Here is a 19,057-nt window from a genome sequence, read left to right as displayed (position 1 = left end):
AAGTACGTCCAGTACGAGGGCTTGCACCCGGCACGCCGAGAGCACGCACCGCGGTGACACAGCCGCTCCGCGGCGGGCGCTCCTTGACGGGCGAACGTTGCCTGCCGGGGCACTAGTGCCGCCGTGGGCGCGGCGGGCCACGGCCGCGCTGAACGCCGGTACGAGCGCGAAGGCCAGCCCGTCCTCGATCAGCAGCGTCGCCGCGAACTCCGGCACGGTCCAGGCGATCAGGAAGGCGTCCGTCTCGCTCCCGGCCCCGAAGAGATGCGCCAGCGCCTGGTCCCGGCCGAGGCCCAGCAGGGCACCGGCCAGGGAGAGGACGACGGTGACGAACGCGGCTCTGGCGAGGAAGCCGTGCGGGACGAACGTGGTTCTGCCGCCGGGGTCTTCCGGGGCGTCCGTGCCGGAGCCCGCCGCGGTGACCGTGGCGTTCCCGGCCTGCGCAGGGGGAACGGTCATCGTGGAGCAGCCTCCTCGGAGAGCCGTCCGGAGTCCCCCAGGGCCCACCACGCCGTCAGCCCCAGGCAGACGCCGGTGATGACGGCCGCAGGCCCGCCGATGTCGGAGTACGCGAAGTTGATCAGCTGCCAGATCAGCAGCCCGCAGGCGACGAGCCCGCAGTCGAGGGACGATTCCGCCGCCGGTACGTCGCCGGCGTCCCGCGCTCTGCGGGCGCGGACCAGTCTCCGCAGCCCCAGCACCAGCAGCGCCAGCCAGCTCCCCGCGAGCGTCAGCAGCCCGACGACGCCCTGCTCGCTGAGCACCAGCAGGTACAGGTTGTGCGGCGACAGCAGCGGCTGCTTCCGGTACTCCGTGCCCGCGCCCTCGATGTCGCTGCCCGACGACAGCGCCAGTGAGGCGTGGCCGTCACGGTGCTCGGGGAAGCCCTTGAGGCCGACGCCCGTGAGCGGCTGCTCACGCCACATGTCGGCCGCCGCCGCCCACATCGTGTACCGGTCGGTGACCGACTGGTCCGGTGCGTCGCCGACCTGGCCGATGCTGCTGACCCGCTCCTGCAACAGCGTGGAGCCGACACCGAACCCGCCGACGAGGACCACGGCGAGAGCGGCCACGACCGCACCCGCCGCCACCGCCCGCCGCCGGCCCGCGAGCAGCAGCTGCGCCCCGCAGGCGACGGCCGTCGCGATCCACGCACCCCGGCTGAAGGACACGGCCAGCGGCACGACGAGCAGCAGCGCGCAGACCACGGCCCACACCCGCTGTCGTACGGAGCCGGGTGCGAGCGCCAGGCCCACCGCGCACACCAGCCCGAACGCCACCACGGTCGCCATCCCCATGATGTCCCCCGGCCCGAAGGTGCCGACCGCCCGGATCTCCTGGCCCATGTACGAGGCGCCGGTCCCGGTCGCGTACTGGTGCACCCCGACGGCCCCCTGCCACACCGCCAGTGCCACCACCGACCAGGCCAGCAGCCGGACGTCGCGCCGGTCGCGGACGAGCAGCAGGACGGCGGCCGGGACGAGCACGAAGATCTGCAGCCAGCGTGCGAAGCCGGTGAGCCCCGCGCCCGATGTCGTGGCCCCCGCCGCTGCCACCGCGAACCCGGCCACGGGCAGGCCCAGTACCACGGCGGCGGTACGGGACAGGGGGCGCCGCCGCTGCCGCAGCAGACGGATCGCACAGCACAGGACGACGACACCGGAGGCGACGTCGGCAGGGCTCGCGCCGCCCTCGACGCCCGGTGCGACGGGCAGCGCGAGCACGGCGATCACCGCGACCACCGGCAGGACGGGCGTCAGGCGGCGCGCGGCGGGCAGGGCGTATGCGTGGCTCACCGGCGGGTCAGCTCCCCGTCGGGCGGACCAGCGCGGCGGCCGTGCGCAGCAGGATGCAGATGTCCTGCCACAGCGACCAGTCGTCGATGTACGCGTTGTCGAAGCGGGCGCGGTCCTCGATGGAGGTGTCGCCGCGCAGCCCATGGATCTGGGCGAGCCCGGTGATGCCGGTGCGCATGCGGTGACGGGCGGCGTAACCGGGGTGGGTCCGGCTGAAGTGGGCGACGAAGTACGGGCGTTCGGGGCGCGGCCCGACCAGACTCATGTCGCCTCGGAAGACGTTCCACAGCTGGGGCAGCTCGTCGAGCGAGGTACGGCGCAGGAAGCGGCAGAACCGGCTCATGTCCTGCTCGCCCGCCACGCTCCAGCGGGTGGCGGCCTCGTGCTCGTCGGCCGGGCGATGGGTGCGGAACTTCAACAGCGTGAAGGGGGTTCCGTCCTGGCCGATGCGCTCCTGACGGAAGACGACTCCCGGCCCCTCGCCGGCCCGCAGCACCGCCGCGCAGACCAGCAGTACGGGGCCGGCGAGCAGGAGCAGCGCCCCCGAGACCAGTACGTCGAGGGCGCGCTTGGCGGGTCGCGCGGGACGTCGGCCGGTGTCCAGGCGACGGCAGGAGAAGCCGGCGATCCGCTCGCGGGGGGCGTGGGGCCGGGCCCCGTGGAGGTTGCTTCCTGACGGGCCGTAGAAGTCGTAGGGCGGGTGGCCGGTGCGTGCGGGTCCCGGGCCGCCGGGTCCGTCGTGTGGGGCGCGGCCCTCACCCGTCGCGGTCTCCGGCGGGTCGCAGGCCGTGTGACCGGCTTCCTCGTACGCGGGGATCCCGGCCCGGTCGTACGACGGCACCTCCGCGTCGACCTCCCACAGCGCGCAGCCCGCCTCGGCCAACTCCCGTACCAGTTGGCCGTGTTCGCCGACAGAGCCGACGAGGAGCACGGACCGTACACCGTTCTGGACGACGGCCCGCTGCACCTCCTCGTCCGTGCTGAGCACCGGCAGCCCCGCATCGCCGGCCGGGCCGTCGGCGAGGACGCCCACCGGGCTGATGCCGCAGCCCGGGCGGCGCAGGAAGGCGGCGGCCACGCGCTGGGCGGTGGTGGCCGGGCCCACGACGAGGGCGGCGGCGGGGTTGCGGACCAGCATCCGGCGGCGGCGCCAGTGCACCACGCCGCGGCCTGCGCAGCTCGCCGCCGTCTGCAGGGCGACGCCGGTCAGCAGCGTACGGGCGGACGGGGCGTGGGCCGGGGAGAGCGCCGCGACCAGAGCCGCGAGGGCACACCAGCTCACCGTGATCCGGGCGCAGACGGCGGGGAGTTCGTCCAGTACGGCGGGTACGGCGGCCGGGCGGTACAGCGCCGCCAGCGCGTTCAGCCAGAGGACGGCGAGCAGCAGTGGTGCGGTCAGCAGGGGGTGGGGGAGAGCCGGAGCGGCGGTGAGTGCGGCCGTCGCGTCCACGACGAGCAGGGGCAGCGCCGGGCCGTGCCGGGCCACGGCCCGCTGTCTCGCGGGGAACCCGGAGCCGCCGGGGGCCTCGTGGGGAGGGGGGACCGGGACAGGCAGGAATTCCTGCTCCGGTTGCTGGGCTGCGATGGGAGAGACGGTGCGTTCGACGGTCACGAGCGGTTGGACTCCCTGCACTCGATGGTTTCCTGGGTCACCGCGCGTCCGGCGCCGAGGAGTTCGCGGTAGAGGGCCGCGACCGCCTCGGCCGAGTGCCGCACGTCGTGCGCGGTCAGTACGTGGTGGCGCCCCTGGTGGCCGAGCGACTCGAGCAGCAGCGGATCGAGCAACGCCGTTGCGAGCGCGTCGGCCAACGGGCCCGGCCGGCCGGGGGGCACCAGGCAGTGCGCCCGGTGACCGGGCGGCAGACTCTCGCGCGCCCCGGCCACGTCCGTGACCACCACGGGCCGACCGCACGCCATCGCCTCCAGCGGTGCCAGCGCCATGCCCTCCCAGCGGGACGGCAGCACCACCAGGTCGGCGGCCTGGTACCAGGGCACGGCATCGGCGACGGCACCGGCGAACAGCACGCCCTCGGGCGCGTGTTCCCGCAGTTGTTCCTCGTCCGGTCCGTCCCCGACGAGGGCCAGCCGGGCCGCGGGGACCCGCCGCAGGACCGAGGGCCACGCCTGGAGCAGCACGTCCTGCCCTTTCTGCCGGCACAGCCGTCCTACGCAGACGACCAGGGGGGCGGACGGATCGAGGGTGGTGAGCGGGGTGGGGGCGGCTCGTACGGGGGTGTCGGCTTGTACGGCGTTGTCGGCGGGGTGGAAACGCCGCGGGTCGACACCGTTGGGGATCACTTGCCAGTGGGCGCGCACCCCGGCACGTACACCTCGTGCGCGTTCAGCCTCGCTGACGCACACCACACGGGTGGCCCACCGTGCCGCCCACCGCTCCCACGTCAGGGCAGCCGCCGCCGTGAGCCCGCCGACCGCCTCGAACGACCAGGCGTGCGGCTGGAAAACCGTCGGGATCCGCCCCCTGACCGCCAGTCGGGCGGCGAGCCCGGCCTTGGCGCTGTGTGCGTGCAGCACCTCGGGCCGGACCTCGTCGAGGACGCGCGCGAGCCGGTGTACCTCCACGGGAAGCGACCGTCCAGGCGCGCGGGTGGCGGGCCAGTGCCGTACGTCCGCGCCGAGTTCCCGCAGCGTCTGGGTGAGGCCGCTGTCGGGGCAGGCGACCGTGACATCGAAACCGGCCGTACGCTGCACACGCACCAGCTCGGTGACGACGCCTGCGACGCCGCCGTCCACCGGCTGGGTGACGTGGAGGACGCGCGGCGAAGTCCCCGGCCGCGACGTGCCGCGCGACGGTCCGGCAGACCGGCTGACCATCACTGTGCGAGTCGACCCGAGGGGCGGCCATCCCGCCCTGACGGGTCATTGGACGGGCGGAACCCCGTGCGGGTCGCAGTGGAAAGACCCTGGGCGTGACGCATGACCGGCGTTGCCCTTTCGCGAGGAACGTCGAATTCGGCTGATGACGCGTCACTCTATCCCGGCATACTTCACATATCGGGCAAGAGTGACGAAGTGTTTAAATTACCGCCTCGTGTCGGCGATCGCGCGGCCGGTGCTGCCGGGATGCTGCGCCGAACGGGGCGGAGCCTCTGGAGGTCCGACGGGGGCGCTCACCAGTGACGATGCCTGGTCGTGAGGGGCAGGAGGTCGTACTGCGCGCTCGCTCGGTTGCGGTGTGCGCTCGCCGGTTCAAGGGTGGTCACAAGGCCCCACGCACCCTGGCGACCGACACGGCGCGGGAACGCACTCGCGCGCCGGAGTCGGCTCCCGCCTCCGGCGCGGCCGGTGACACGGCCTTTCTGAGAACGGGAGTTGCGCCTGAGGCGAAGCAGGCGCAGCTCGGCCCGGGCGCCGTGCCGACCCTGTTGCGGATCGGTACGGCGTCTGTTGCTGCGGTCGGACTCGAGCCGCTCCGCCCCGCGTTCATAGGAGGATGAGAAACGCGGATAAGACACTCCCTTCATTCGGGTGACCTTTTCTGCGGCGGACCGGAATTTGCCGTGTTCGGGGTTTCCGCGGCGTCCGGGGTTCGTTGGTCTCGGTGAAGCAATTCGCGCTGGCGACTTTCGAGTTGCCGAAGAAAGGAACACGATGAAGTCTCTGAAGGCTGCCGCCATCGTTGCCGGGTCTCTGTTCGTGGCCGGTCTCGCCACTCCCGCTGTCGCTGCGGACGCCGCGGGGGTCCAGCCCGTCGACCTCAAGAAAAAGGTGAGCACCCTCACTCAGGCAGGGCCGTTGAAGACGGTGCTCGCCCTGACGAAGCAGGGTCTGGTGCCCGAGGTCCCCGAGAAGAAGACGGGCGTCGTCGGTAACGGCCGACTGGGGCGCTGAGAACTCCTGCAGAACTGAGTGGTTGAGGGCTCTTTCGTCTCAGGCTTTCGCTCGCTCGGATTTCGAACGGGGTTCCTTTCCGAATCTGTGTATCGGGTGCTTGTGACCGCCCCTGGGCCGATTCCGCCGTATGCGGAATCGGCCCTTTGGTCATGTTCCGCACAGGGACGAGAAGGAGACAGACCGTTGCCTACCAGCAGACCACTGAGGTGTACGCCGGTATGCAGAGCGGCCGAGCCCGTCGGCGACAGCTCGTCAGCCGTTGCCGACCTCGGGCAGACCATGGGGCGGCGGCGGGTGGTGCGGGGGGTGTCCGCGGCGGTGCTCGGGATGGTGTCCGTACCGTTCCTGGTGGCGTCGGGATCGGCCAGGAGATCGGCGGGGGCGCAGGAGTCGCGGTTCGACGAGACGTATCGCGGGCGCCGAATCGTCGGTGTCAGGCACGACGACGGGTGGTCCGGGGGCGGCGGATCCGGTGTGTGGTACGTCGCCGTGGACGGGCGGCCGCTGCATCTGATGCGCCGGGCGGACGGCAGCTGGGTGAGCATGGTCGACCACTACCAGTCGTACGCGACTCCACTCGCCGCCGCGCGCGCGGCCGTCGACGAACTCGGCCCCACCGCACAGCTGGGCGCGCCAGGAGGTGTGCCGGGTGACAGGAGCGGCCGTACGCCGGGCGGGGGCCAGGGAGCCGAGGGGGATCACCGCGGTGGTGTACACGCGTAAGGACGTCAGCACGCTCACCCGGTCCGAGCGGCGGCGGTTCGTCGACGCGCTGCTCGAGGTGAAACGCCGTGGCGAGTACGAGCAGTTCGTGCGTACACACATCGAGTACTCCCGCTCCGACGGTGAGGCCGGGCTGCGCGTCGCCCACATGGCGCCCTCCTTCCTGCCCTGGCACCGCCGGTTCCTGCTGGACTTGGAGGAAGCGCTGCGCCGCGTGGACGACTCGGTGACCGTGCCGTACTGGGACTGGACGCGCAACCGCACCACCACGGCCGTACCGTGGACCGATGACCTGCTCGGCGGCACCGGGCGGCAGTCCGACCGGCAGGTCGTGACCGGCCCCTTCGCCCACCGCAACGGCCAGTGGACCATCAAGGTGGGGCTCACCGACACCGAGTTCCTCACGCGCGACCTGAGCCGCCGGCGGGACCCGATCGCGCTGCCCACGGCCGGGGATCTGGAACGGGCCCTCGGCGACCCCGTCTACGACACATCCCCCTGGAACTCCACGTCCGCCAAGGGCTTCCGCAACAAGCTGGAGGGATGGGGACCGGGGCGGGGCGCCGTCTCGTGGCGTACCCACAACCGGGTCCACCGTTGGGTCGGCGGCCACATGGTCGGCGGTGCCTCCGTCAACGACCCCGTCTTCTGGCTGCACCACGCCTTCGTCGACCTCCTCTGGTCCCGCTGGCAGCGGCGGCACCCGGGCGCCCGCTATCTCCCCGCCGGGCCGCTCGCCCCGGGCGACGCGCAGCACGGCCGGGTCGTCGCGCGGCACGAGAGGATGCCGCCGTGGGACGTGACGCCCGGTGAGGTGGAGGACCACAGCGGGCTCTATAGGTACGCGTAGCCGGCACGGGGTGGGTATGGAGCGGGTACGGGTGAGGTGCTCAGACCTGTCCGGGCCAGCGCCCGGAGGAGTCCCGCGCCCGTGCGCAGAGGTGCGCTTACTTCTTTCGTGCCACGTAGACGGTGTTGGTCGCGGTGCGGTCCTGGAGCGGGTTGTCGAAGTCGACGACGTGGGCTTCTGGTGCGGCGAAGACCTCCGCGAGTGTGGAGGTGAACTGCTTGTCCGGCGGGTCGTTGGACCACAGGGCGAAGACGCCGTCGGGGTGGAGGTGGTCGGCGAGGGCGCGGAGCCCTGGTGGCTGGTAGAGCGCCGCGTGGCGTGGGTTCAGTACGTGGCGCGGCGAGTGGTCGATGTCCAGCAGGACGGCGTGGAAGCGGCGGCCCGGGGACTGCGGATCGAGACCGACGGGATCGTCGGCCGCCGCGAAGAAGTCGCCCTGGACCAGTCGGCAGCGGGGATCCGACGCCAGGCGGGCGCCGAGCGGCACCAAGTGGCGCTCGTGCCATTCGATCACCTCGCCGAGCGCCTCGACCACGATCAGGGAGCGGACACGGGGGTCGTCCAGGGCGGTCCGGGCGGTGTAGCCGAGGCCGAGCCCACCCACCGCGATGTCGAGCTCGGCCTCGGGCAGCTGTGCCAGCCCGAGCCGCGCGAGCGCGACCTCTCCCGCGGTGAAGAGGCTGGACATCAGGAACTCGTCCCCGAGCTTCACCTCGTACACATCGTCGCCCGACGCCGGGTCCCGCCGACGCCGGAGACTGATGTCTCCCAGGGGTGTCGGACGCCAGTCGATCTCTTCGAAGCGCGCGCTCATGCGGGCACCTTTCTCTGCGGGCGATGCCGCGTCGCACGGCCGAAGGCCGACGGCCGTACGCGGTACGCCGGTGCCCGGCTCAGGCGTCGATGATCACGGGGATGATGAGGGGCTTGCGGCGGTAGGTCCTGAACGCCCAGGACGCCACCGCGCGGGCGATGAGCTGTTCGAGCTGGTGCGCGTCGCCGACGCCCTCCTGGGCCGCGGTGGCCAGGGTCTTCTCGATCACCGGGATGACGGGCTCGAAGGTGGCGTCGTCGTGGACGAACCCGCGGGCCAGGAAGTCGGGGGCCTCGGCGAGGGCGCCGGTGTCGGCGTCGACGAGGGCCACCACCGTGACCACGCCCTCGTTGGCGAGGGTGAGGCGGTCCTTGAGGGAGGCTTCGGTGGCGCCGCCGACTTCCATGCCGTCCACGTAGACGTTGCCCGCGGGCACCTTGCCGGTGATCGAGGCGCGGCCGTCGACGAGGTCGACGACGACACCGTCCTCGGCGATGACGACCCGGTCGGGATCGAGGCCGGTACGGATGGCGAGGTCGCCGTTGGCCCGCAGGTGGCGCCATTCGCCGTGTACGGGCATGACGTGCCGGGGCTTGACGATGTTGTAGCAGTAGACGAGTTCGCCGGCGCTGGCGTGGCCGGAGACATGCACCTTGGCGTTGCCCTTGTGGACGACGTGGGCACCCCACCGGGTCAGCCCGTTGATCACCCGGTAGATGGCGTTCTCGTTGCCGGGGATGAGGGAGCTGGCGAGCAGGACCGTGTCGCCCTCGCCGATGCGGATCACATGGTCGCGGTTGGCCATCCGGGACAGGGCGGCCATCGGCTCACCCTGGGAGCCGGTGCACACCATGGTGATCTTGTGGTCCGGCAGCTTCTCCAGTTCCTTCATGCTGACCACCAGGCCACGCGGAACCTTCAGGTAGCCCAGTTCACGGGCGATGCCCATGTTGCGGACCATGGAGCGGCCCACGAAGGCGACCTTGCGGCCGTGCTGGTGCGCGGCGTCCAGGACCTGCTGGATGCGGTGCACATGGCTGGCGAAGCTGGAGACGATCACGCGGCGGGGCGCGGTGCGCAGGACCTGCTCGATCGCCGGGTTCAACTCGCGCTCGGAGACGGTGAATCCGGGCACTTCGGCGTTGGTGGAGTCGGTCAGGAAGAGGTCGACGCCCTCCTCGCCGAGGCGGGCGAAGGCGCGTAGGTCGGTGATGCGGTCGTCCAGCGGGAACTGGTCCATCTTGAAGTCGCCGGTGTGCAGCACCATTCCGGCACCGGTGCGGATCGCGACCGCGAGACCGTCCGGGATGGAGTGGTTGACCGCGACGAACTCGCAGTCGAACGGACCGAACCCGCGCCGGTCGCCCTCCCGCACCCGCACCGTGCGTGGCCGGATGCCGTGCTCCTTGAGCTTGGCCTCCAGGAACGCCAGCGTCAGCTTCGAGCCCACGACGGGAATGTCGGACCGCTCGCGCAGCAGATACGGCACGCCCCCGATGTGGTCCTCGTGCCCGTGGGTCAGCACCACGGCCACGATGTCGTCCAGGCGGTCCCGGATCGAGGTGAAGTCCGGCAGGATCACGTCCACGCCGGGCTGGGTCTCCTCGGGGAACAGCACGCCACAGTCGACGATCAGCAGTTTGCCGGCGTGCTCGAAGACGGTCATGTTGCGGCCGATCTCACCCAGGCCGCCCAGGGCGACGACCCGCAGCCCTCCTTCGGGCAGTGGCGGGGCGGCTTTGAGTTCTGGATGCGGATGGCTCATAGCGTGACGTTATCGGAGAGACGGACGGAGTGATCCACCACCTGCTCGCTCGCTTCTTTCCCGGCGGCAGGTGTCATGCGCGGCGAGTGCCCTGGATCACCCGGATTACACGGAGGGCCGGGACAGCCCGCGGTGCAGGTGATGGGTGATTACTGGGCTGCGGCGCGAGGGGCCGCTGAGACGGGCACGGGACAGGCCGAGCGGCACCCGTCCCTTCAAGGGCGGGCGCCGCTCGGTGATCTCGCTGGGGGAGGGGTTTGGATGTGCCTGAGCCGGGCCTCAGCCGGTGAAGCTGGGGACGTAGGGGGACAGGGCAGGGGCGAGCTGTACGCCGGGGGCCAGGCCCAGGGCGACCAGGGCGTCCGGGAGGCCGCGGCCGACGCGCGCCGCTTCCGCGGTGCCCGGGGCGGCCAGTGGGCGGCAGCTGGCGGAGATGATGTCGAACAGGTGCTGCACCCGGCCGGGGCCTCGGGGCAGCAGCTGGCCGTGGAAGTCCTCGTGGTGGGCGAGCACGAGGGCGGCAAGTCCGGCGACATGGGCCGAGGCCGTGCCCGTACCGTCGAGGGCCATGTATCCGCCCTGCGGCGAGCACGACAGGACTGCCACGCCGGGAGCGGCCGCGTCCACCCCCGGGCCGTAGCAGCTGAACGGCGCGGCGAACAGCCCTTCCGGCGTCAGCTGCGGTCCCGCATGGGTGGCCTGGGAGGTGTCCTGCGGGTAGGAACCGAAGACACCCAGCGCGCCCACGGCGAACACGGTCGGCAACGAGCCGGGGAAGGCGACCGGCCCGCCCGTGTCGCCCGCCGGAGCGACGCAGGCGATACCAGCGGCGTTGGCATCGGCGAGCTTGCGGGAGACCAGCGCCGATGCATACGGGGACGCCACCGCGATGTGGGCGACATCGACCTCCTGCTCGACGCAGCGGTCCAGCGCGGCGATCAGGTCACTGAAGCAGCCGCCGGGCTGCACCTGGCAGACCTCCAGCTCGGCGTCGACCGCGATGCCGATGACGCCCTTGCCGGTGTCCGCCCCGGCGATGACGCCCGCCGCATGGGTGCCGGTGCCCACCCTGTCCTGGGCCCACCCCTCTTCCGTACGGCGGACGAGGTCGACCCCGGAGCGCACCCGCTGCTTCAGATCGGGGTGCTCGGAAGCGACCCCCGAACCGATGACCGCGACCTTGACCCCGAAGGCGCGGAACGTGGGAGGCAGCCGGTCCAGCCGCATGGCCTGCTGGCCCCAGCCGTACTGCTGCCTCTCGTCCAGCCCCGGGTACACCTTGTCCAGCGGTGTGAGGGTGATCAGGTTCACCCGGGTCATCGACAGATCGGGACGGCTGATCCAGCGGTCCGCATAGCCGCCGGCGGGCCGGACGTAGAGGGACTGCACGGACTCCGCGGTCTCCGTGGCCAGCGTGACGGTGACCGTCCCGTCGGCAGCGGTGACGCCCTGCCCCGGCCATGACGAGCCGATCAGGTACACCCCCGCGCCGGTCAGCGGTTCGCCCTCCGGGCCGCGGACGCGCAGCGAGATCTCCACGGGTTCGTCCAGCGGCGCGACCAGCGCCGGATCGCGGAGCGGCAGGACCCCCGCGGTCGGCGTGACGGCGGGTCCGGTGCCGGACAGCGGCAGGTCCGGCTCGATGTGTACGTGCAGCGACCGCATCGCCGGCACCTGGGCCTCGGCCGCCTCGACGACCGCGATCTCCGGGCACGAGGGGTACAGCCCGGCCGATTGAAGCTTCTCCGAGGGCCGGAGCCTGCGGGTCACCTTGACCTCGGGCATACGCTCAAGGCGGTCGCACACCGCGTCCATGCTGAGTTCGGACACTCCTGGTGGGAGCAGATGCTGCGGCAGCGGTGCCACCATGTAGCGCTCGCGGCGCGATTGCACCGGGCGCGGTGACTGCGCGCCTTCCTCACGCGGCCCCGCCTGCTTGCCCTCGGGTTCGGATCCGCCGGCGCCGTTCCCCTCGGATCCGCTCGCGCGGCTGTTCTCGGGCCTTTCCTTGACCATCACGTCCACCTTCACCACGCCTACCTCGTAACTTGTGCTTCCAATCCGGCGACGGGGGCGGCTCGCGCCTGCACGCTGAGGCGGTGTGCCCGGAGCTGTCCCCGGGCACACCGCGTTACGCCGCCCTCAGATCAGCCGATGCCGAAGGGCTGGCCCATCTGACCGAAGCCGAAGCCGGGCTGCTGGCCCTGCTGGCCGTAGGACTGCTGGCCGAACGGCTGCTGGCCGAACGACTGCTGTCCGTACGGCTGCTGGCCGTAGGACTGCTGGCCGAGCCCGCCGCCCCACTGCTGCTGACCCTGCTGGCCCTGCTGGCCCCACTGCTGCTGGCCCTGCTGGCTCTGCTGGAGCAGCCCCACGATCGCGGTCGGCAGCGCCTGCTGCACGGACTGCTCCACAGCCTGACGGATGCCCGCGTGCAGCGAGCGGTGCAGCGCGAGCGCCAGGTACGGGTGCGCCTGCTGGGCCAGGTCAGGCCGCTGCTGGAGCTGCTGCTGGATCTGCTGGATCTGCTGGACGGTCTGCTGCACCTGCTGCGCGGCCTGCTGCGCCGTCTGCTGGCACGCCTGCTGGATGGCCTGCTGGACCATCTGCGCGACCTGCTGCGTGCCGCCGGCCTGCTGGCCGACCTGCTGCAGGGGTTGGGTACCGGTCATCACCGACATGAATGCTCCGTTCGATGCCTTCACGGGAGAACCGACCTACGGATTGTGTCGGTCCTGTCACGTAACGTGACGTTCATGAAGCTAAGTCGATGCCGACCCGGCCGCAATTCGGACGACCGCTCCTGGAGAAGGAATCCCTCGACTGGACCGCCGACCGGTACCCGGATGCCTGGCCGCGAAAAAGGCTGCCCGACTGGCATCACGTCGCGCCCGAGTGCCCGGCCTCGCCCGGTCGGGAGCCCTGCCGCCGTCCGGAACCATGCCGCCGTCCGAGTGACACCGCCGCGCTGCTCAGCAAGGCGCTCTCCCGTGGTCAGGAGAGCGCCCGTGACGCTGAGTGTTCGCTGGTGAGTGTCCGCTAGCCCGAGGTGGTGTCCTTGCGCACCAGCCGGTCGTAGGCCTCGTCGAGCCTGTGCTCGATCTGCTCGACGCCGGTGACGTCGAGGCCCTTCTGCCCGTTCACGGCGGCCTTCGCGGCCGAGCGTGCGGAGTCGAACAGAGCCCACGAGTCGGCCGTGTAGTCGGCCTGTGCCGGACTTCCGATCTCGTCCAGGGCGCTCCGGATCGGGGTCGTGTCCACAGGGCCGTCCACGTCGCCGGGAATGGCGTGGAACGCGTCGAGAACGATCTTTCCGGACTTGAGGACGAACTTCGCCGTGTGCTTGCCGTCCCGCAGGCCGCGGAGCGTGTACGTCGCGAGGCGCTTGTCGACGGCGGCGGTCTTCGCGTCCTTGGCGACCGGCTTGCCGTCGATGTGGACATCGAGAACGGCGCTGCCGTCGTTGCCGCCGATGATGTCGATGCCCGTACCGGTGAACGGGACGGTGAGCGACGCGCCGGCAGCCGTGCTCGTCGACGTCGACCGGTACCAGTCCATCGCGTCGCCGAGTGCGGCCTTCCTGCTCCAGACGCCGTCGTACGTGACCGAGCTGTCCATGTTGTCGGTCTGGGCGTTGGCGTAGGGCGTGTACCCGTCGATCTTCTCGACCTTCAGGTTGTCGAACGCCGTCTTGTAGAAGTCGCTGCCGAGCTTGACGCGGCCTTCGGTCTGCGGAGTCGGATCCTGGTACGTGGAGACGGCTTTCCCGTCGACGAAGGTCGTGATCGTCGCGCCCTTCGCCTCGATGGCGAGGCGGTAGGTGTCGGACGCCGCGACCGTTCCCGTCCTGATCGCGGTGCCGTACTCGTAGAACGTCCAGGTGCCGTCCGGGCGGATACGCACGTTGTAGGCGGCGTCGCTGACCGCCATGCCCTTCTGCTGACGGACGCCCAGGGAGGCGAGTCCGCCGGCCGGGTCCGGGAAGGAGACGTCGACCGTGGCCCTGTAGTTCTCCCAACGGAAGTCGCCGACCGTCGTGTTGGGCGTGTGACGGTTCCAGGCGTGGGTGTCCTTCATGGACTGATCCATGTACTGGTACAGCACGTTGTCGCCGCGCGCGTCCTTCCCGACCTCCCAGGCGCCGGTCTGGTCGACCATGTAGCGCGGCTGGTTGCCACGGGACGTCAGATAGGGCTGGGACACCTTGCGCGCGCCGTCGGCCGTGCCGACCTGGACCCTGCCCTCCTCCTCGTACCCGAAGTCGTCGGCGTACAGGACGTCGTCGCGGGTGTTGCGCTTCTTGCCGGTCGCGTCGGTGTCGAGCACCGTGCGGTCCAGGGACTTGGGCAGACGTTGTTTCGTTGCCTTGTCGCGGCTCTTGTCCAGCGTCGTCAGGGTCACGATCGACCGCGGCTTGACCGTGTAGGTGTAGAAGCCGTCGCCGCCGGGCCGGATCTGGTCGGCGAGGTGCTTGAAGTTCGCGTCGTAAGCCTGCCCCGCGTCCGGCCCACGGGTCTCCCAGACCTCCATGGTCGGATCCGAACCGAGTCGCATGTTCTCGGCCTTGACGCGGTAAGTCCTGGGCTGGTCGCTGTCGTTGACCACGACCGTCGAGAAGTCCTTCTTACGGGGATCCGCGAGCGTCATGTAACTCGGGGCCCCGTTCGAGCCGTCGACGTTCTCGGTGCCGCTCACCCCGCTGTAACTGGCTTCCGGCACGGTGCGCCAGATGCCCGCCGTGTTCGTGTCGTTCTCCCAGCCGGTCTTCGCGAACTGGGTGAAGTGCTGCATCACATAGAGGGCGGCGTCGTAGTGGAGATAGCCCGACCACGGGTCGCGGGCGCTGACGAGTTCCTTGTGGCTGTACTGGGCACCTTCGTAGAAGGACCCGATCGCCGGCTGGAAGATGTAGTGCGTCCGCTTGGAGTTGGCGTAGCTCTTGACGGAGCGGTTCGCGAGGTCGAGGGCGCTTTGGACGCCGCCGATGCCGGTGCTCGCTCCGTTCGGGCCATCGGTGTTGTTGACGCGGTATTCGGTGTGGCCGAAGGAGGCGGTTCCTTCGCTGTACCAGACCTCCTTGTCCTGGTTGTACTTGTTCTTGCCGGTCGCCAGCTTGGTGTACGGCAGGTAGGTGTCGCTGTCGGCGGCACCTTCGCGCCGGTCGTCGGTGTTGTAGTGGTAGCCCACCGCGTCGACCATGCCGAAGAGTTCCGCATCGCTGAGCATGGACGGACCGATGTGGTGTGTGGTGTTCTCGTCGGACGCGATGATCTTGATGTCGTGGTAGGCCTTCTTGGCCTTCTCCTGCTTGGCTGCCGGGATGTTGTAGCGCGGATTCGCGAAGTCCGTGTCGGTGACGATCGCGTTCTTGTACCACTTGATGAACGCCTCGTCCGGATTCCGGGTCTCGTTCTTGTCCGGGTCGACGTAGTCGACCATGTACCCGTACTTCTCGTAGGCGTCGAGGATCGTCTCCTTGTACCACTTGTACATCTCGTCGGTGCCTGTGCCCTTGTCCCATTCGTTCTGGACCCATTCGGGCATTTCCCAGCGGAGAATCGAGACCTTGAGTTTCGGGTTGACCGTCTTGGCGTCGGCTGCCAGCTGGAAGCCCGGAGAGCGGGACGCGTCGGCGAGTTCGTCCGGTGTGCGCATGGTCGCAGGATCGGAACCGGTCGACGTGTTCGTGTCGGTTCCCATCTCGACCTTGACATGGTTGATCAGCGGGTTCTTTCCGCCGAACAGAACTCTGATGAGCTGCCAGTACCGGTGGGGGTTCTGCGCCTTGTAATCCATCAGCAGGTTGGTCGTGCTGTTGCAGCTGAGCAGGCCGAGGCCCTTGTAGGTCAAGCCGTTCTTGTTGTCGCCGCGAACGTCGTTTCCGTTGACTACGACCTCTACGGGATCATCCGCGGTGTGGGCGGCGGGAGCGGTGATCACTCCTGCTGCCAGGGCCATGGCGGCTGCCGCGGCAAGCGACATCCATCCGGGTCTTCTCTGCGTGCCCATCCGGTTTCGACTCCTTTTCGCAGCACACCAGAATTCGATATTTCGAACCACGTTCGTGTTGCCGGATGAACCGTAGGAGGGCACTTGTTTCACCGTCAATCCCCGTGCTGACACTGCCTTTTGAGGACTTGTCCCGGTGTCGTCGAGACACGAAACCGAGGTTCTCGTCGAGGCGCCGCCGGTCAGCCTCCCCCGGGAAGCGTCGCCGGGATGCGCTCCAGGACGCCGCCCGCGAACACGTCGTACAGCGGCAGGGTTTCCAGGTGGACGTAGCCGATGTGGCAGTCGCAGAAGGTCAGAGGGCAGGCGCGAGGGCGCAGTGCACTCCGGTACGAGCCGTCGTACAGGTTGCCCAGCTCCGAGCGGACGAAATGGCAGCGGTGCACCGTGCCCTCGCCGTTCACGGATATGACGGACTCGCCCGTCCGGCAGGGCAGGCCCGCGCTGCGGTGCGGGTGGCGGCTGTACGGGAAGAGCGGGTCGAGGGCGGACCACTGCTCGGCCTCGGCGTCCGTGTACGTGTGCCCCTCGGCGGCGTTGATCCAGAGGTACACGTGGGCGGGGAGGTCGGCGCGGAGGCGACGTGCCTGCTCCAGGTGCTCGGGAAGGCCGACGACGCCGACGCTGTGGCGGACGCCGCGGGTGGCCAGGTCATGGCATTTGGTCAGGAAGCGGTCGTACGGTGTCTGGCCGGGGTGGAAGGTGCACCACAGAGCGAGGGTGTCCAGGTCGGCTGTGTCCAGCCAGTCGGTGCGGCAGCTGAGGTTGGTCTGGATCGCCACCCGGTGAATGTGCGGCAGCCGGCTCAGCTCCGCGAGCGTGCGCCGGTACCAGGAACGCACCAGGCCCTCGCCCCATGGCGTGAACAGCAGGGAGAGCCGGTCCTCCCGCTGTGCCGTCGCCCACGTGGCGAAGCGCTCCAACGCGGCGCGGTCGGCGGTCAGTTGGGCGCGGCTGTCCCGGCGCTTGGCGAAGGGGCAGTACGGGCAGTCGTAGTCGCACGACGCCAGCGGGCCACGGTAGAGGATCGTGAGGTCCATACGGCTCCGTCACTTCGCTTCGTACACGGTCATGCGCTCCCGCACGGCGGCGGAGAACAGCGCGGGGCCCAGTGCGTCGGAGTGGGCCAGGCCCTCGGGGGAGAGCCGCAGGAGGTCCGGGGCGGCGGAGTCGTCCAGCCAGCCCCGGTCGTGGAACCGGGCCAGCTCGGTGGCGAAGTCGTCACCGGGCGAGGTGCCGAAGCGGGTCCGGTAGTCCGCGACGGGCATCCCCTCGGCCTGCAGCAGCGACTGCAGCAGATGGCGGCGCCGGGCCTCCTCCGCGCTCATCCGCCAGCCGAAGTCGGCGTGGCGGAAGTCGTCGGTCGCGCGGCCGGTGTAGTCGTCGATGATTCCGCGGATGCGGTGCATGTCCACGGCGTAGTCGAAGGAGTAGTGCAGCTGGGAGGTGTACGAACGGGCGCCGCAGCCGAGGCCGACCATGCCGTCGGTCTGGCACGCGTAGTCCTCCCCGCCGGTGGTGGGGGCGCCCAGGCGGCGGAACATGCGCATCGACACCTGCTCGTAGCCACACGCGAGCAGATGGTCGCGGCCGTGGCGGTACAGCCGCAGCCGCTGCTCGTCCCACTCGGCCTCGTTCTCGGCGTTCCTCTCGGCGTCGCCGAGGGCCGCGTCGCGGTGCCGACCGAGACCGGTGAGCGGGCGCACATAGAGGGGGTAGAGATACAGCTCCTCCGGCTGCCAGGCGAGGGCGGCGTCCAGGGAACGGCGCCACGACTCCTCGGTCTGTCCTTCGATGCCGTAGATCAGGTCGATGTTGAGGACGGGGATGCCGGCGTCGCGGATCCGGGCGAGGGCCGCCTCGACGTCCGCCCGGCGCTGAGGGCGTACGGCGGATCGCGCCTCGGCGTCGACGAAGCTCTGCACACCCAGGCTCAGGCGCGTGGTGCCGCGCTCGGCCAGCACGGCCAGCCGGTCGGCGGTCGCCGTGGCGGGCGAGGCCTCCACGGACAGCGGGATCGCGGTCAGATCCGCGCCGAGGCCACGCTCGGCGAGATCGCACAGCCGCTCCAGCTCCGCGGCCGTGAGGAACGTCGGAGTGCCGCCGCCGAAGGCCGCGCCGGCGAACCGCGCCCTGTCGCCCAGCGCCTCGCGCACCGCGGCCGCCTGACGTTCCAGCGCGTCCAGGTAGGCGGTGGTCAGGCCGTCGGGCGCCCCGATCCGGGTGAAGAGATTGCAGAAGCCGCAGCGCACCTCGCAGAACGGGATGTGGAAGTAGAGCGAGAGGGCGTCCTTCGGCTCGTCCGCCCACAGTTCACGCAACGACGCCTGCTCCCGGCTCAGCGGGCCGTACGCGGTCTTGTGCGGATACGCGTAGACATAGTGCTGGTACGGGCGGACGGCGGGCGGGGCCGCCGTATCGGTGAGGGTCATCGGGCCGCCTTGTCGGGGGAGTCCAGGAAGAAGTGGGCGTAGGGCACGGTCCAGACGACGTCATGGCCGATGCGGTGACCGGTGTAGCCGTCCTCGCCGTAGGCGGTGCCGTGGTCGGAGCAGACGATGGCGAAGCACGGACGGCGGCTGGAGGCGGCCGCGAAGAGCCGCCCCATGTGCCGGTCCACGTACTCGAGCGCCGCGGTGTGGGTGGCCAGTGTGTCGCCCGCCTCGCGGGTGGCGCCGGGCAGATGGAACCAGTTGGGCTGGTGCAGGGCCGACACGTTCACGAAGAGGAACAGACGCTGCTCCTGGGGGAGTTTGGCGATCACCTTCTCGGCGCGGGCCACCTGTGCCTCGAAGGACGTGGGGGAGGGCACCCCGAACTCCGGCTCCCAGTGGCTCTCCTGGAACATGCCGGGCAGGACGGAGCCCAGCGGCCCCCGCTGGTTGAAGAAGCCCACGCCGCCGATACAGACGGTGCGGTAGCCGACGGTGGCCAGACCCGACACCAGGTCGGGAGTGTCGTAGACGAAGGTGCCGTTCGCGGTGGTCTCGCTGCCCGCGAACTGGGCGGCGAAGAGCCGGGGATGCGGACCCGGTGCGGCCGGTGTCGGCAGGAAGCCCGCGAACATCGCCTGGTGGGAGGCGTAGGTGAAGCTGCCGGGAGCGTGCCGGCGCTCCCAGACGCCGCCGGGCAGATGCCGGGCCAGGTTCGGGATGCGGCCGGCTGCCGCCAGTTCCTGGGCCACGTCGTAGCGGAGCGTGTCGAGGGTGACCAGCAGGAGGTCGTGGCTGCCCACCACCTCGTTCATG

The 19,057-nt window shown here is 70.5% G+C and carries 14 protein-coding genes and 1 pseudogene; 3 read left to right on the top strand and 12 right to left on the bottom strand.

The genetic code is table 11. The annotated features are described in order from the left end of the window. From OP79_RS32055 to OP79_RS32040, 4 genes and pseudogenes are all read right to left on the bottom strand, one after another. Window positions 1-459, bottom strand: a pseudogene (locus OP79_RS32055) (murein biosynthesis protein MurJ); the annotation flags it as partial. Next, entirely contained in the window at window positions 456-1,796 is a 1,341-nt protein-coding gene (locus tag OP79_RS32050; RefSeq protein ID WP_033325144.1) for an O-antigen ligase family protein, read from the bottom strand. The pseudogene OP79_RS32055 and the gene OP79_RS32050, both read right to left, overlap by 4 nt. 7 nt (window positions 1,797-1,803) lie before the next feature. Beyond that, entirely contained in the window at window positions 1,804-3,408 is a 1,605-nt protein-coding gene (locus OP79_RS56490; protein WP_033325165.1) for a sugar transferase, read from the bottom strand. After that, the gene (locus OP79_RS32040) at window positions 3,405-4,628 is read right to left on the bottom strand and encodes a glycosyltransferase (protein ID WP_051745080.1); all 1,224 of its coding nucleotides are present in this window, start codon (window positions 4,626-4,628) and stop codon (window positions 3,405-3,407) included. Before OP79_RS32040 ends, OP79_RS56490 begins: the two co-directional genes overlap by 4 nt. Window positions 4,629-5,405: 777 nt before the next feature. Between OP79_RS32040 and OP79_RS32035 the strand changes: the two genes are divergently transcribed. The 3 genes from OP79_RS32035 (at window position 5,406) to OP79_RS32025 (ending at window position 7,221) form a co-directional block, all read left to right on the top strand. Further along, window positions 5,406-5,645: a hypothetical protein gene (locus tag OP79_RS32035; RefSeq protein WP_033325142.1), complete on the top strand. Its 240-nt coding sequence runs from the start codon at window positions 5,406-5,408 to the stop codon at window positions 5,643-5,645. Between the two features lie 186 nt (window positions 5,646-5,831). After that, a complete protein-coding gene (locus tag OP79_RS32030) occupies window positions 5,832-6,371 on the top strand; it encodes a tyrosinase family oxidase copper chaperone (RefSeq protein ID WP_281193279.1) in 540 nt (179 codons plus the stop codon). Next, on the top strand, window positions 6,355-7,221 hold the full coding sequence (locus tag OP79_RS32025; protein ID WP_033325141.1) for a tyrosinase family protein: 867 nt from the start codon (window positions 6,355-6,357) through the stop codon (window positions 7,219-7,221). Before OP79_RS32030 ends, OP79_RS32025 begins: the two co-directional genes overlap by 17 nt. A 97-nt stretch (window positions 7,222-7,318) precedes the next feature. Here the strand turns inward: OP79_RS32025 and OP79_RS32020 are convergent, their stop codons facing one another. The 8 genes from OP79_RS32020 to OP79_RS31985 form a co-directional block, all read right to left on the bottom strand. Further along, window positions 7,319-8,035, bottom strand: coding sequence for a polyamine aminopropyltransferase (locus tag OP79_RS32020; RefSeq protein ID WP_033325140.1), 717 nt, complete (start codon window positions 8,033-8,035; stop codon window positions 7,319-7,321). A gap of 79 nt (window positions 8,036-8,114) precedes the next feature. Further along, entirely contained in the window at window positions 8,115-9,800 is a 1,686-nt protein-coding gene (locus OP79_RS32015) for a ribonuclease J (RefSeq protein WP_033325139.1), read from the bottom strand. A 279-nt stretch (window positions 9,801-10,079) separates the two neighbouring features. Continuing rightward, the gene (locus OP79_RS32010; RefSeq protein ID WP_033325138.1) at window positions 10,080-11,834 is read right to left on the bottom strand and encodes a S8 family serine peptidase; all 1,755 of its coding nucleotides are present in this window, start codon (window positions 11,832-11,834) and stop codon (window positions 10,080-10,082) included. 113 nt (window positions 11,835-11,947) lie between these two features. After that, window positions 11,948-12,481, bottom strand: coding sequence for a hypothetical protein (locus OP79_RS32005; protein WP_051745079.1), 534 nt, complete (start codon window positions 12,479-12,481; stop codon window positions 11,948-11,950). 358 nt (window positions 12,482-12,839) lie between these two features. After that, complete coding sequence (locus OP79_RS32000) at window positions 12,840-15,809, bottom strand: glycoside hydrolase family 30 protein (RefSeq protein ID WP_033325137.1); 2,970 nt, start codon at window positions 15,807-15,809, stop codon at window positions 12,840-12,842. Window positions 15,810-15,991: 182 nt separating this feature from the next. Next, window positions 15,992-16,849 carry an STM4011 family radical SAM protein gene (locus OP79_RS31995; protein ID WP_033325136.1) on the bottom strand — a complete coding sequence of 286 codons (858 nt, stop codon included), beginning with the start codon at window positions 16,847-16,849 and terminating at the stop codon, window positions 15,992-15,994. Between the two features lie 9 nt (window positions 16,850-16,858). Further along, on the bottom strand, window positions 16,859-18,241 hold the full coding sequence (locus OP79_RS31990) for an STM4012 family radical SAM protein (RefSeq protein ID WP_033325135.1): 1,383 nt from the start codon (window positions 18,239-18,241) through the stop codon (window positions 16,859-16,861). Next, window positions 18,238-19,056, bottom strand: a complete 819-nt coding sequence (locus OP79_RS31985) for an STM4013/SEN3800 family hydrolase (RefSeq protein WP_033325134.1) — start codon at window positions 19,054-19,056, stop codon at window positions 18,238-18,240. The genes OP79_RS31990 and OP79_RS31985 overlap by 4 nt, the downstream gene beginning before the upstream one ends. Window position 19,057: the final 1 nt, after the last annotated feature.

Source organism: Streptomyces yerevanensis, assembly GCF_000716805.1.
In the GTDB taxonomy this organism is placed as follows: domain Bacteria; phylum Actinomycetota; class Actinomycetes; order Streptomycetales; family Streptomycetaceae; genus Streptomyces; species Streptomyces flaveus.
The sequence above is the reverse complement of the archived record's forward strand: the minus strand, read 5'-3'. Positions and strand labels throughout refer to the sequence as shown.